This window comes from Idiomarina sp. UBA4520 (genome assembly GCF_002388365.1).
Lineage (GTDB): Bacteria > Pseudomonadota > Gammaproteobacteria > Enterobacterales > Alteromonadaceae > Idiomarina > Idiomarina zobellii.
In genome coordinates this window covers 19887-34456 of the sequence record NZ_DGMK01000013.1, presented here as the reverse complement: position 1 = coordinate 34456, position 14570 = coordinate 19887, and the positions used below count along the sequence as shown (strand labels likewise).

Sequence of the window (14570 nt, the reverse complement as noted above, 5' to 3'; positions counted from 1 at the left end):
TTCGGATTCATCCGAAACATGCATTGTTAGAAACTCAGCAAGCTCCAAGTAACTTGCCCCCTCAGACTGCTCACCGTCATAGTATTGAAGCTGCGTCATTGCAGAGGAGAAGTGAATGCGCTTATCCGCCACACGATCAAACCGCTTTGTCAAAAAGGTATGGTGTTGAGATGAAAATTTACGTACATCACAAGCAAACATTTCCACGCCTGACGCAACAGCCAACTCATGACACAGCATTTCCCAAGCACCAACATCGTAAGCGTCATTCAGGTTAGGAAACTTAGCAATCCAAAGATGTTTGTCATTATCGACGACACAAGCCTTTGGCCTTGCCCCTCCCAGCGAAGAGCCCGACGACATAAGCATCTTAAGCCAACGGTAATACTCGTCACTGTCAATATCAGCGTCATTACAATTACGAACGCCCGCATAGCTCGTTAAATTATTTACCGCCTGTGGAGTTCGCAAAACAGGTAGCTTAAAACTGAAATTTCATCGATAAGATGGTGTTAGTTCAGGGGAAAGGTCAGGGTGCATCATTGTAAAACTCCCCACGGTGTAGCGTGAGCTGAGGGTCAACCTGCAAGCGGTAGTCCGACGTTAGGAAAGCATTATCGTAGACAAAACTAAACACGCCGCCACGACTTGTCTCTGAAAACTTTAGCTCACCAATTAACAAAGGCAATTGGGAAAGCAACAAAAAAGCCGCATCCAACGATTGTTAGATGCGGCCTATTAGTGAAATTGAATGCGTTACATAAAGTTTTGCGGCTGAGCAATAAAATGCGGGTTCAAATAATCGTCTTTTTGATTATAAAGCAGTGGATCACCGTTAATGGTGGTAATGTCGCCACCAGCGGCGCTTAATACGGCATGGGCTGCCGCGGTATCCCACTCACAGGTAGAGCCTAAACGCGGGTAAATGTCAGCTTCGCCTTCAGCCACCAGACATATTTTCAATGAGCTGCCCATAGGCACCATTTCGTATGGCTTGCCTAAGGAATCTAGCCAATCCGTCGTTTCCCTCGACGGGTGTGAACGTGAGCCAACCACACGCAAAGTCGCCGGAGCTTTGGCAGCCACTTTAATCGGCTTATCATTCAACATGGCGCCCATATCACGCTCGCCGGTATACATAGCATCCAATACAGGCGCATACACCACACCCATAATCGGCACGCCTTTTTCAATTAACGCAATGTTGACCGTAAACTCGCCATTGCGCTTAATAAACTCTTTGGTGCCATCAAGTGGGTCCACCAACCAGTAGCGACTCCAATGTTTGCGCTGCTCCCAGCTAATTTCCGAAGACTCTTCAGAAATAATCGGATACTGAGTCTCCAATGCACGCAAGCCGTCACAAATAACCTTGTGCGCTGCTAAATCGGCCTTTGTCAGCGGGCTGTCGTCGCCCTTTTGTTGCACGTTAAAGTCGTCACTTTCGTACACATCCATAATGGCGGCACCAGCGTCGCGGGCAATTTTCTTTACATCTTCAAGCAATTCCGTCATTACATCTTCATCCGTTTTATAACGGCATCGGTACTTTCATCAAAGGACTCATCGCTGTCGCCGTCCAGAACTTTCAGCACATCCATTGCTATTTTCTTGCCTTTCTCAACGCCGGGTTGGTCGAAGCTGTTTAAGCCCCAAATAACCCCCTGGGTAAATACCTTGTGCTCATAAGCGGCTATCAACGCACCGAAGCTTTCCGGGGTCAGTTCATCCATTATCAGTAGGTTCGATGGGTGTCCTCCGGGGTAGTTATCTCGCGGCGACTCGACGTTCTTACTGCCTTCCCACATCAGGCGTCTGTGCGCTAAGCAATTAGCAACGGCCAAACGCTGCTGCGACGCCAGCCCTTCCTGAACTGAGGGCTCGAACCCTGGAGCTGCGCGTTTTAAGACCGCCACAAAGTCCGCAGTAAACTCGTCATAGCCCTGATGCAAATGCTGGAAAAACGCATGTTGTCCATTCGGTCCAAAACCGCCCCAAATAATAGGGCCAGTTGGGTAATCAATCGCTTTATTGTCTGCGGTTGCCTGTTTACCGTTACTTTCCATGTCCAGCTGCTGCAAATAGTTCGGTAACATACGCAAGCGTCCGTCGTACGGCAAAATCGCCAAATTATTAATGCCCAGTTCTTCACGGTTATACACGCCATAAAGCGCCAGTAACATAGGCAAGTTGTCTTCGGCCGGTGCTGTGAAAAAGTGCTCGTCCATAGCTTTGGCGCCTTCCAGCATGCGCTCAAATGGTCGTACACCAGTTGTCAGTGCTATGCTCAGGCCAATAGCTGACCACAGAGAAAAGCGGCCACCTACCCCTTCACCAAAAGTAAACTGCTGCGAAGGTGGAATACCGTAGTCCGTCATAGCCTGGGCGTTCGCCGACACACCTATTACGTGTTTGTCCAACCACTGCTCCTGAGTTAATGCAGGCTCTATCCAACGGCGCACCGTGTCCACGTTTGCTAAGGTATCAATAGTGCCAAATGACTTGGACGAAATAATAAATAAGGTGGTTTCCGGGTCGACAATAGGTAGTACCGCGTAGAGCTGCCCGCCATCCATCGACGAAACAAAATGCACTTGCAGGTCATGCAAAACCGCATCATCAGCAAACTCTTTTAACGCAAACGAGCCCATTTGCGGACCTAAGTCAGAGCCACCTACACCAATATTGACCACGTCGGTAATAGGCTTTCCGGTCGACCCCAGCCAACGGCCAGAACGCAGCTTCTGTACCACCTCAACAAAGCGGGTTTTACGGTTAGTCTGCTTAGCCACCGCATGAATAGAACGACTTAATGTATGGGTCACCGGGCGGTTTTCACTGACATTCAGATACTCACCACGGCTAAGCTGCTCACGAGCGTCATTAAATGACTCAGGTAAGCGTTTTCCCGTTTGTTCAATCAGTTCATTCACTGCCAGCTTCTGGTAGCTGGTATCCAGTGCCAGATAAGGTCCGTTTTTTATCATTTAACTGTCCCTAAGTAAGTCATGCAACATCTGCGTCGTCGCTTTTATCTTCACAGGTTTTATGTTTATTCCAAATCACATCACAAATACGGTCGTCTGTTGGCTTGTAACCCGTTGGGGCATTTAGCAACACGTCACGCAGCTCATCAATTGCAAAGCGCTGGCAAGTATCATCAAGTTTTTCAAGCAACTGCTGCATGTCTCCCCAAGCCAGAGACTGCTCATTCGCGCGCAAAATACGAGCGTGGTCACTGGCTTCAACATTGTCGCCAATGAGCAGTTCTTCATACAGCTTCTCACCAGGGCGCAGGCCGGTAAACTCAATAGCTATGTCGCCGTGCGGGTTCTGCTCAGTTTTTTCTTCAAGGCCGGACAAGCGAATCATCTTACGGGCTAAGTCGACAATTTTAACGGACTCGCCCATGTCCAGTACAAACACCGAGCCAGAGTGGCCCATGGTGCCGGCTTGGATCACCAGCTGAGCCGCCTCCGGTATGGTCATAAAGAACCGGGTAATATCCGGGTGCGTCACTGTTACCGGTCCGCCACGCTCAATTTGCTCTTTAAACAGCGGAACAACCGAGCCAGAAGACCCCAAAACATTACCAAAGCGCACCATGCAAAAACGGGTCTCTGACTGACGCAACGCTAAGGCTTGCAACACCAACTCCGACAGACGCTTCGTCGTTCCCATCACATTGGTCGGGCGCACCGCCTTATCGGTAGATATCAGCACAAACTGTTTAACGCCTGCCGCTATAGCCGCTTCCGCCGTATGCCAGGTACCGAAGACGTTATTACGCACGCCTTCGACCATGTTGTATTCCACCAAAGGCACATGCTTATAAGCGGCAGCATGGTACACCGTATCGACATTAAAGCTTTTCAGTACGGTCTCAATGCGGTTGCGTCTTTGCACGGTACCAATAACCGGTATCACTTCGGCACCAATACCCTGCTGCTCACATATATCAATCAGTTCTCTTTCAATGCTATATAAAGCAAATTCTGAAAGCTCATACAGCACTAAGACTTTCGGTCGCTGCAACAATATCTGACGACACAACTCAGAGCCAATAGAACCGCCGGCTCCGGTCACCAAAACCGTCAAACCAGTAATATGTTTTTCCATTAAACGGGCATCCGGTGTTACCGGATCTCGCCCCAATAGATCTTCAACGCGAATGTCCTGTAACTGGTCAATGGACATTTCGTTGTTCACCATGTCAGCCATGCCCGGCACGGTTTGTACTTTAACCGGCAAAGACTCTAAGGCTTCAAGAATTTCACGACGGCGTGAACGAGGAGTACTCGGTAGGGCTAAAAGCACACGTTGGATATCAGCGTCGTACACGGCTTTTTCAATACGTCCCGGTTTAATAACGCTCATACCCAGTACCGACGTATCTTGCAGACCGGGATCATCGTCCGCAAACATCACCGGATGAAACTCGCCACCGTTATTCAGGGCTTGCGCAAGCTGGCGACCGGCAGACCCGGCGCCGTATATCAGCACCCGATCCTTCTTACGACTCATAGCACGCTGATAGCCTTCGCGAACAATCAAACGGCTGCCGCCGGTTAACAGGAATGCCAGCAACACATAATTCACCACCGCTGAAACCGGCAGCGCAATACCCATAACCAGCGCGCCAATCACTAAGAACGCACCGCTAAATACTACGGTAACAAAAACTAAGCTTAAAACTTTAAAGCCAACATAGCGGATAACCGCACGGTACAAACCAAAACGAATAAACGCCAATAAGGTTGCGCATAAAACAAGACCACCAAGAATCATCCACTGCGACCATTTCAGCGGCATAATGGCATCAAAGCTGAGTAAGTAGGCTGTTACCATTGCTACCGTAATGGACACAACATCAACGAAAAGCCCTATTCCGCGCTTCACGTTTCTCGGTAACTGCATCAACAACTTCAATGGGTTCACGGTGTTTATCCTTTTTATCGTTTCCGTGTATTAGCGATTATAAAACGGCGCTCTGTCATCCGTATAGTCATACAAACGGGCGCGACGTTGCAACTGTTGTCCACCATTTCGTGACAATGGTACCCAAGTAAAGCCAACGCGCTCACGGGTCGGACGCACACTCATTAAGTCGAATGGTATGCTAATGAAGAAGCCTTTGGTAAAGCTTCCTTCACCATACTCTTCCGATGACACATCCGTAAAGGCCGCATATGCCCCGGCAACCACACCGCTGTCAAAGCGTTTTTGCATGGTCACTTGTACGCCTTTGTCTTTCGCCAGGAACTGGCCAAAGTCTAACTGCAATAACGAGTCAGACAACCATGGCATTTGATAATACACACTGGCAAAACCTGTCGTCACTTCGTAGTCTAAGAAACCGGCACCGCCTTCAAAGTCACGTTTACGAACCCGGTTAGCATTCAAACCAAAGGCCCACCGACTGTCTACCGGCTTATAAAGCACTTCAGCCCCCAAGCCACCGTACATACGCTCTAAGTAGCCGGCATAAGCCATGGCAAACCAGTCCTGCCCTAAACGTTTGTGGTACGTTACCTGCGCTGAATCTAACCAAATGTCACTTTGTACATATTTACGAATGTCGGTACGCACCGGCGGTAGCGCATCTCGGCCACCACCTAAGAACAGAAAGTCGTCGTAGTTAGTAGCAATGTTAAAGCCTACCTCACCAAACAGCTCAATATTGTCATTCAGCCAACGACGACCAAAAGCGTACACGCCCAGCTGATAGGTATAGAAAGTCTCAGGGTTACCAAAGCTTTGGTCCAGGAAAGGTTTCAATCCATAACGGTTGGTGAACTTGTTCTCAGGGTTTAGCATCCAGCTATCGTCGCCGCGCTCAGGCATATCCGGCGACTCTAGTCGAACGAACAAGTCGTCCACGTCGTCAACGTCTTTGCCCGGCTCCCGGTTAAGTACCCTGTCTTTAAACTGTTCGGCATCAATTTTGGTGTTCACGTTGGGGTCGAACAGCGCCATATCGACCATATTGTAGGTTTTCACACTGTCGGGTAATTCCGCCGCCATAACGCGGGCCGCCCGGTCATAAGCTTCTTCACTATCACGATAACGGAAGTGGTAAGCGTACATAGTCACTTCATCATCTTTCGCCGCAAAGCGCGCTCCGCTGAACGCCATTTGTTCACGCATAGTGCGGTTCATTCCAGCCCAGTCTACGTCGGCCAGCGACGCTTTACGCTTTTCTTCGGTGGGTACCACCTTGTCCGGCGTCACCTTTATCTGATTCAAGGTACTGAAGTTGGTACGCAGGCTAAAGTTGAACATAAGCGTATTGCCACGCTCGTAACTCAGTTGCACATCGAAGTAATCAGAAACCTGATAATTCGCGCCAAAGTTCCAGCGACTGTCTTGTTTTATCGGTACGCCGGCACGTTCGGTCGAGTAGTCGTTACCGTCATACTCTACTTTCAGGCTAAGTGGCTCCCACGGGGTTTGATACTCTAGGCCACCGAATACGGCCATAGGACCGGTAAACCAGCGGTCATACTCAACCTTACCACCGTTGCCCCCAAAGCTATTTTCGCGCTGACAGTAATCGTCAGACAACTCGCAGAACGGGTTGGTAAAGTCGTCATGAGTACCTAAACGACCAAAGCCTAAGCCTAAGCTTACATCAACCGGACCGAAGCGTTTATTCGCGACTACGTATTCGGCATCGAACAAACCGGTTCCGGCAAAGTCACGAAAGCCCACGCTCACTTCCGGCAGCCAATAACTTTCTTCCCATAAGCGGGCTTTTATATCGAAACCTTTATCGGCAAGAATGTTGTCACCGCTAAAGTCCGGCACATCACTGTACAGTTTATTTGGAAACTCGGTATAAAATGCCGTGGTTTCTAACCAAGGCAACAACTGTAAGTTCACTGTATAACGGCGGTACTCTTCCATATCGGAATAGGTTATCGCAAACGCTCCTTCCTCCATCATACGAGCCGTCGGGTTCTGTAATAACCCTACCGAACCATAGTCATTATAACTGGGGGACAAGTCACGGCGCGACCAATGCCATTCTGAGGTAGGTGCTGCGCCCACCTGGTACACAGGCGCATTAGTCGCTGAGCGAACCGATGTATCTGCCACAAAATGCTTCAGCAAACCACGAATGTCGCCATTTAACGATTTATATTTTGGCGGCAACTGATTCGGCTCAAAGCCTAACCAAAGGATATTGCCGGGCATCAGCTCAGCGTCACTTTGTTTATAGTACGCCCAGTCGGTTTGTTGTTCGTCGTCAACAGACACCACCGTCGCAACGTTTTTGTTATAGCCATCAAGTAACTCAGATTTCTCCTCAACGCTGCTCAGCCAATTTGCGACTGTTTTGCCAGTATGGAACTCGTACTTACCCGGCTTGCTGACTAAGCCATACACATAAATATGCTCTGGTCGCTCGGGCAACACTAACGAATAATTTCCTTCTGGTAGCAGTGGGTTGTCCGCTAAATTTTGACGCGCTTGTTCAATGCTTATGTGCCCCCAGTACTGTTGCCCCAGCTGCCAGCCTTTTATTTGCCCCTGCAACATAAGCGCGGCATCAGCTTTGTCAGTTTCACGGCGGCCGCGCCAATAAGCTTCCAGCTCAGCCAACTGCAATAGTATATTTTGTTTTTTACGTTCTAAGTCAGCAGCCTCATCGGTTTTAACCAACCGCACAGCCGGCCAATAGACATCCGCCAGAAGGCCTTGCTCTTCAATGGCGTTCAAAGCTTGTTTAAGTCGAACCGGCCCCTCAAATTGCACCTGTTTGGTTTCTGCGTTTGCCACGTCTGATTCCGCCAAAACGGCCATAGCGAATAAAGCAATAAGAATACGTTTCATAACATCACTCATTGGGCTGACTCTGAGTTATTAGTGCGACCTATCCAGGTGACCTGGGTAAGGTTTAATAGCGGCTTATTGGGAATAATGCGTTGCTCGCTTTTTATGACATGACCGTCCGACTCCACCCAGAACCGATTTACAAAGCGCTCACCGGTTAAAGTAAACTTACCCGCTTCTTCTACCAAAGTTGCCATTGCCGGGCCATAAGGCATATCCAGTTGCTCATGGTGCTTCACCGTGAAAGTCGACTGCACGTTTCGGCTAACACGAGTGCCCTCGTCGAACTGGTAGTCATAGGCGCGCTGCCAGGTGTTATTACAAGACTTCGGCTTTGTTACAATGCAGCGTAGCGGGTCATTCTTTAAATTCGACACGCTTAACAGGTTGTGATTGAGGCTTTGAGTACGTGTGACCCGCCCATTCTCAAGAACGAGGGTCTCTTTCTCAGCGGTAATAAAATGGTACTTATTTGGTTTATTAACAAAGCCTAAAACAATTAAGCTTCGGGCTTTTCCCTGCCACTGGGCATACAAAGAGGTGTAAGGAAAGTTCTCTATTTCCTCGGCGCTGAGCTCAGCATCCTCAGTGTCTTTAAACGCATATTCAACTGTTTCACGAACTTCGTCCGTAACAGCTGTACAGCCAACCAAAATTAGTAGAAAACCGGCAAAGAGTCCGTTCCGAATCATAAGAAGTCTCACAAGTTAAACCACAGCGCATAAAAAAATACCGCCAAACGGCGGTATTTTATCACAGCTCTTTTAAAGTGTTCACTGCGAAGCGCTTCGCAATTAACACAATAAGCGATTACTGAGCTGGAATAGTAATAGTGTAGGTGTTAGTACCTGTACCAGTAACCGTTACGATTGGCTCTGGATCTGGATCCGTTGGATCTTCAGGGTCAACTACCGGGTTTGATGAGCTATCAGAAACAACTGCTACAGTTGCCGCTGCTGCAACACCCGCAAATACTAGCGCCTGAGTTGACATGCCACCGATGCCAGCGCCTGATGCGCTCTCACCAGCTGTACCTTCCTGTGCCATTGCTGGTGCGGTCGCTAAACCTAACGCAGCAATAACTGATAATGCTAAAGTTTTCATAATATTAACCTCACTCCCGAGATATTGATACATGTATCGCTGTAGACTGAAAACTCTCCAGTTAACAGCAACTTTCATAGTATGTTTATACGCTGCTAAATGCAAACTGGATTTTTAAATTTTCAGTAAAATTTGTTAAATACTGTTAATGGCAGCCACTGCCACAGCCGTGTTATACAAAATACTGGTTACCTGTGACCACAACTCCAAGTTTTCAGTATACGTTGTGTCCATAGGCACAATAATAGCATCGCCCGGGCCTAACTGTGAGCTTTCGCTAAAGCTAAACCAACTGCTGCCGCCTTCGTAACGTTCAATGGCCCCGTTGGCTTTAACAATATAAATACGGTCTTCGTCCGCTTTTTCTTTAGTGCCACCACTGCGGTCAATGTACTCTTCCACCGATACGTCAGGGTCAAAACGGTAAGAGGTGGCCATTTGCACTTCGCCCATAATACTCACCGAGTCATTACGGGAAGGAACGTGCAAGGTGTCGCCGTCTTTTAACTGAACGTCGTTGGCACCATTAGCGCTTAACAGTTTCGGCAAGTCCATAATTAAACGTCCTACCGGCTCTGCCGACAGCAAGTCAGCCAACAACGTGCGCATTTCATCATAAGAAACGCGACTATCGCCGGTGCCAGTCAGCATATTTCCGGCAACTTCGCGTTGAAGCTCTTGCGCCAGAATTTTTTTACGCTCTTGCTCCTGCTTGCGCAGCTCTTCACGAGTAAACACCGCACCTTTTATAAACGCATGTTCTGTAAAGCCACCTGCCCGCTCAATAAGCTGAGTAAGGGTTTCGCCGCGCTTGATGGCGTAGGTTCCCGGGAAGCGGACTTCCCCCCGCAGGGTCACTTCATAGGTACTCTGCCATTCAGGAATACTCAGCACGTTTAAACGGTCACGCCCTTGCAGCGGAACATCCACCGTACCTTGCAGCACATCATTCAATGCAACTGTGACATAGTCAGTCTGAGTGGTGTCTTTATTGAACTCAAAACGGGTAATTTCAGCGCGTTTTAAGTAAGCCGAGTCTTTAATACCGCCCGCAGCATCAATTAAGCGACTGACACTGGCATTTTCCACTAAAGGGTATACCCCAGGGTGGTTAACTTCACCCGACACGTAAACCAGTGGCGTATTGCCGTTGCGAGTACGCTGACGCTGAATGCGCTGCATTATGGGTTCCAGCATTTTATCACGTGAGTACAACGCCAAGTCTTCCTCCGCAACTTCAACGTCGTCTTCGTCCGGAGAGCCAAACAACTCAGATAAAGGCGTTAAGCGTTGTTGTGCTAGCTTCTCTCTCTCTTCCTTTTCCGACGCTTTAGCTTCTTTTACCAAGTCTTCTAAAAACGCCTGACGATAATCGCTCAATAACTCCTGACGCTCTTCAGCCTGACGCTCCTGCTTTGTTAAAGTAAAGCGAGAGAGTTTCTGCTTTTCTTCTTCTTTCGTCTGGTAGCGGCTAAAAATAACAATTTGGTCACGCTCTTGCAGTTGTAAGTTCTCACCTTCAACGCCGGAAATAGCCTCCGCCACATTAAATTGATACAAGCTCAAGTCACGTTTCGCACCAGTTTCACGCACGACCAGACCGTAGCCTAAATCGGCCTGCTCTAATAAGTCCTGACGGCTATCGAACAAAATATCGTTAATGCGAATGCCTGGCTTCCACTCATAATGCCCCGGGCGAGTCACCGCACCGACTAACAACAAGCTGTTGTTAAGCGACTCTGACACCTGGCGAAGAGTTAATACATCACCGCCTTTTAGCGCTTTGCCCAACTCAGCATTTGAGGTTAAGTCAACCGTACTAATAACCCGCTGGCCTCGAACAATACGCTCGAGCTGTGCCGATGCTAAGTAAGCGTCGTCTTCACTGCCGCCGGCAAAACGCAATGCGTCTTCTAAAGTTTCATCGCCTTTTAGCTCATATAAAGCTGGGCGTTTGACCTGACCTTTAACGGTCACCATGTCGCCGCGCGCAGGAATGAAAACAACGTCACCACTTTGTAGAATACGGTCATCAGACGCATCGCCTTTTAGCAGCAAGTCGTACAAGTCGAAGTCAGCAATGACCTCGCCAGCGCGCATTAGCCGAATAGAACGCAGTGACGCAATGTCCGACACACCACCGGCAACATACAGCGCCTGGCTAATGGTCGACAGCGAGCTTACCGTGTAAGAGCCCGGCTTATAGGCTTCTCCAGCAATAAACACCTGAATGGAGCGCAGCTCACCCATAGATACGGCAGCATTAAAGCCAATAAGGCGTTGCTTTACCTGATTCTGAATAAGTTCCTGCATTAGGGTGTAGCTTAAGCCCGCAACCGTTAGCTCACCCAGGTCAGGAATAACCACTTTACCTTCTCGGTCAATGGTTAAGTCGTAGGTGCGGTTTTCTTTACCAAAAAGCTGAATTTTAATGGTGTCGCCAACGCCCATAATGTAACTGGAAGGCACTGGTGCATAAGAGGTGGGAGCAAACGTTTTTGGCTCGCCGGAAAATAAGTCATAACCAAAGGCTTTTAGCTCATCGTCGTCACGAGTGAACTGGGCTTCTAAATCTTCCGGAATTATCGGGTCGCCATTTTTATCAAAACGAGTGCCTCGCGGGAAAACGACATCTTCTTGTTGCTGGCTCTTGCTGCTTGAGCTTGAAGAAGAACCGTTTACCTGATCCAACATGCTGGGGTCAATGCCAAACTGTCGGGCAAGGGCTTCCTGCTGGGCACGAGGCAGTTTCTTTAATTGCTCAATTTGAGCCTGGCTCGGCATAGACTGCGCATGTACTGTTATTGAATTACCTAAAGCAACAACAGCAACGAGCAGTACCATACTCGACAAGATAGACTTCCAAGAAATCAAAGCGCTTCCCCTTTATGTTTATTACTTAATTTGCACCTGAATAATCGCAGCATTTTATAAGCTAACTTCCAAAAAAGCTACGATAGCGTGTGGTTAAAATGAGCTTACCACCAGCACACCAAAAATATCTTCTACCCGTCCCTGCAAAGACATACCTCTTGAGTTCTGAGTAGCGGCCTTATCCAGTAGTTTGTTCCAGCGCATGTAGTTATCACGGTAAAGCTTTATGCTTTTATTGTCACTCGCGCTATTGCCACTAGACCGATTCGCATTTTCAAGTGCCACACCGGCAGATGCCATACTAACAGCGACCGTGCCTTCAACCGCACTTTCCGGTATCACGATACCTAAGCCTGCCGAGCCTACAGACAACAGTGCTGGTAGGCATGAACGACCTATGTTTAACAAGTTATCGTGCCACGAGGTTTTGTGGTTGTTTATTGCGGCAAAGGTATCGCCAAAAAGGCCGCGTGCATGTCCTGAAACTCTTCTAAGCTCCATTCATGCACGAACCGTTTCCCGCTTTGCTCTTCTTTGGCTTGCTGGGCTATAGCAGCGTCATCACGGACTTTGAAGAGTAAATCGAGGAGTTTGGAGGGGCTGGTGACTTTCTTCTGCATCAGCAATGCGTAGGCATACGGAAAGCTTTGAAGCGCTTCCGATTCAGTTTGCGACAAGCTTTGCAGCTCATTCAGGCTCGACTGCTGTTGCAGTTGGTTACCTAAGTAGCGCCAAAGCAGTGCACTTTGTTGCGCTTTTAGTTCTTCAATGGCGGGTGCTGCAACATAAACTGCATTATGCTGTGCAGCTAATTCATTCACAAAGTTGACGCGGAAGCGGTCTATAAGCCCGGAGACTAACTGTCCGGTTTTATGAGAAGTGTCATCATCACTTTGCGCTGCCTGGTTAAACGCAAGCGTGAAGTCAGAAACGGTGAGTTGGTCAAAAGGGGCTTGCTCGGCAATAGTCACCAATAAACCGGCGACACATTTTGCACCGCGGAAGTTATTATCCGTTAATGTGTTTTTAGCCAGCTTGCGTCTGTCGGTAAACTTTTGGGTAAAGCCTTCCAGTAGTGCGTGTTTAAAGCTCTCGGCGTCTTTTTGCGCAACGGGCGATTGCTCTGACCAGCGCTCGGGGCTTTCCAACCATTCTTTAATCAGTAATGCGGACTGCGCAGCGGCCTGCTGGCAGCAACCTAACCATTGGTCGGTTGCAAACAAACTGGTTTCTTTAAGAAGGTCGCGGTAGAGATAGTTATGGTCTTTAAGTTGCTGTTTATCACCTTGCTGTATGGAGCCATCAAACAACACCTTCGATGACATAGCCAGTGATTCCAGCACATTCAGCAATTGCATGAGCTGCTGCTTAGTCAGTTGCTTAGGGCGCGTTTGCTCCCCAAGCATTAAGCTCATAGACAGGTTTAACTGTCGTGCGTTAAGCAATGATGCACCAGTATAGTTTTGTAGTGTCATGGTTTGCATTGCTTATACCCTGTGCTTTTTAAAAATGCCACCTACGCATCAGATGCTAGCGACTAATCACTTCCAAATAAATCTCGTGTATACACTTTGTCAGCGACATCCTGAAGCTCTGGTGCCATACGGTTTGAAACTATCACGTCCGCTTCAGCTTTGAATTCGCCAAAATCATTGACGACACGCGAATTATAGAATTTATCTTCTTCTAACACTGGTTCATAAACAATAACTTCAATGCCTTTGGCCTTAATGCGTTTCATCACGCCTTGTATGGCCGAGGCACGGAAGTTATCAGAGCCCTGTTTCATCACTAATCGATAAATACCCACCACTTTTGGCTTACGAGCAATAATACTGTCCGCAATAAAGTCCTTACGGGTACGGTTCGCATCAACCACTGCACGCATCATATTTTGCGGAACATCCTGGTAATTAGCTAATAGCTGCTTAGTGTCTTTAGGCAAACAGTAACCGCCGTAACCAAAACTTGGATTGTTGTAGTGGTCACCAATGCGTGGGTCTAAGCCAACACCTTCAATAATTTGTCTCGTGTTTAAGCCGTGAACTTCTGCGTATGTATCTAGTTCATTAAAATAAGCCACTCGCATGGCTAAGTACGTATTCGCAAACAACTTAATCGCTTCGGCTTCAGTGCTATCGGTAAACAGCGTCGGTACGTCTTTTTTAATCGCCCCTTCTTTTAAAAGCTCTGCAAACACCTCTGCTCGCTTTGAGCGTTCACCGACAATAATACGAGAAGGGTACAGATTGTCATATAGGGCTTTCCCTTCGCGCAAAAACTCCGGCGAGAAAATGATGCTATCGGTTCCCATTTTCTCTTTCAGCATTTGGGTATAACCGACTGGAATGGTCGACTTTATGACCATTACGGCATTCGGGTTTATTTGCTTAACCTGAGCAATAACAGCTTCGACACTACTGGTGTTGAAGTAATTGGTGTCGGGGTCGTAGTCTGTAGGGGTTGCAATAACGATATAGTCAGCGTCAGCGTACGCTTCTTCAGGACTTACCGTCGCTTTTAGATGTAAGTGACGGTCGCGCAGAAACTCGGTAATCTCTTTATCTTCTATAGGCGATTGGCCTGAGTTAATTAAGTCAACTTTTTCTTTAACAAGGTCTACTGCGACAACTTCGTTTTGTTGTGCAAGTAACACCGCGTTTGATAAGCCAACGTACCCTGTTCCGGCTACTGCTACTTTCATAATATCTAATCTTTCCCTGGAACCATTTTTAGTAGAGTTTTCTCTGAAAATT

11 protein-coding genes and 1 pseudogene are annotated in these 14570 nt (G+C 48.1%); 1 reads left to right on the top strand and 11 read right to left on the bottom strand.

Features of this window, described 5'->3' with window-relative positions:
• Window positions 1-363 (bottom strand): HipA domain-containing protein (locus B3850_RS05735; RefSeq protein WP_286872082.1); only part of this gene is annotated, 363 nt, incomplete at its 3' end.
• A 35-nt stretch (window positions 364-398) separates the two neighbouring features.
• Here B3850_RS05735 and B3850_RS05730 point away from each other — a divergent pair.
• A pseudogene (locus B3850_RS05730) lies at window positions 399-485 on the top strand (integrase core domain-containing protein); the annotation flags it as partial.
• A 271-nt stretch (window positions 486-756) separates the two neighbouring features.
• On the opposite strand, the gene cysQ reads toward B3850_RS05730, so the two are convergent.
• From cysQ to B3850_RS05680, 10 genes are all read right to left on the bottom strand, one after another.
• A complete protein-coding gene (cysQ, locus tag B3850_RS05725) occupies window positions 757-1515 on the bottom strand; it encodes a 3'(2'),5'-bisphosphate nucleotidase CysQ (protein ID WP_286872061.1) in 759 nt (252 codons plus the stop codon).
• Window positions 1515-2987, bottom strand: coding sequence for a glucose-6-phosphate isomerase (gene pgi / locus B3850_RS05720; protein WP_286872064.1), 1473 nt, complete (start codon window positions 2985-2987; stop codon window positions 1515-1517). The genes cysQ and pgi overlap by 1 nt, the downstream gene beginning before the upstream one ends.
• A 19-nt stretch (window positions 2988-3006) precedes the next feature.
• Window positions 3007-4917, bottom strand: a complete 1911-nt coding sequence (locus B3850_RS05715; protein ID WP_286911527.1) for a nucleoside-diphosphate sugar epimerase/dehydratase — start codon at window positions 4915-4917, stop codon at window positions 3007-3009.
• 51 nt (window positions 4918-4968) lie between these two features.
• Window positions 4969-7848, bottom strand: a complete 2880-nt coding sequence (locus B3850_RS05710; RefSeq protein ID WP_286911526.1) for a YjbH domain-containing protein — start codon at window positions 7846-7848, stop codon at window positions 4969-4971.
• Window positions 7845-8528, bottom strand: a complete 684-nt coding sequence (locus B3850_RS05705) for a YjbF family lipoprotein (protein WP_286872075.1) — start codon at window positions 8526-8528, stop codon at window positions 7845-7847. Before B3850_RS05705 ends, B3850_RS05710 begins: the two co-directional genes overlap by 4 nt.
• Before the next feature lie 118 nt (window positions 8529-8646).
• The gene (locus B3850_RS05700; protein WP_286872078.1) at window positions 8647-8940 is read right to left on the bottom strand and encodes a hypothetical protein; all 294 of its coding nucleotides are present in this window, start codon (window positions 8938-8940) and stop codon (window positions 8647-8649) included.
• Between the two features lie 135 nt (window positions 8941-9075).
• Window positions 9076-11814: an SLBB domain-containing protein gene (locus tag B3850_RS05695; protein ID WP_286911525.1), complete on the bottom strand. Its 2739-nt coding sequence runs from the start codon at window positions 11812-11814 to the stop codon at window positions 9076-9078.
• 93 nt (window positions 11815-11907) lie between these two features.
• Window positions 11908-12222, bottom strand: a complete 315-nt coding sequence (locus B3850_RS05690; protein WP_286911524.1) for a hypothetical protein — start codon at window positions 12220-12222, stop codon at window positions 11908-11910.
• Between the two features lie 29 nt (window positions 12223-12251).
• Window positions 12252-13298: a hypothetical protein gene (locus B3850_RS05685; protein WP_286911522.1), complete on the bottom strand. Its 1047-nt coding sequence runs from the start codon at window positions 13296-13298 to the stop codon at window positions 12252-12254.
• A gap of 53 nt (window positions 13299-13351) precedes the next feature.
• On the bottom strand, window positions 13352-14518 hold the full coding sequence (locus B3850_RS05680; protein WP_286911521.1) for a nucleotide sugar dehydrogenase: 1167 nt from the start codon (window positions 14516-14518) through the stop codon (window positions 13352-13354).
• Window positions 14519-14570: the final 52 nt, after the last annotated feature.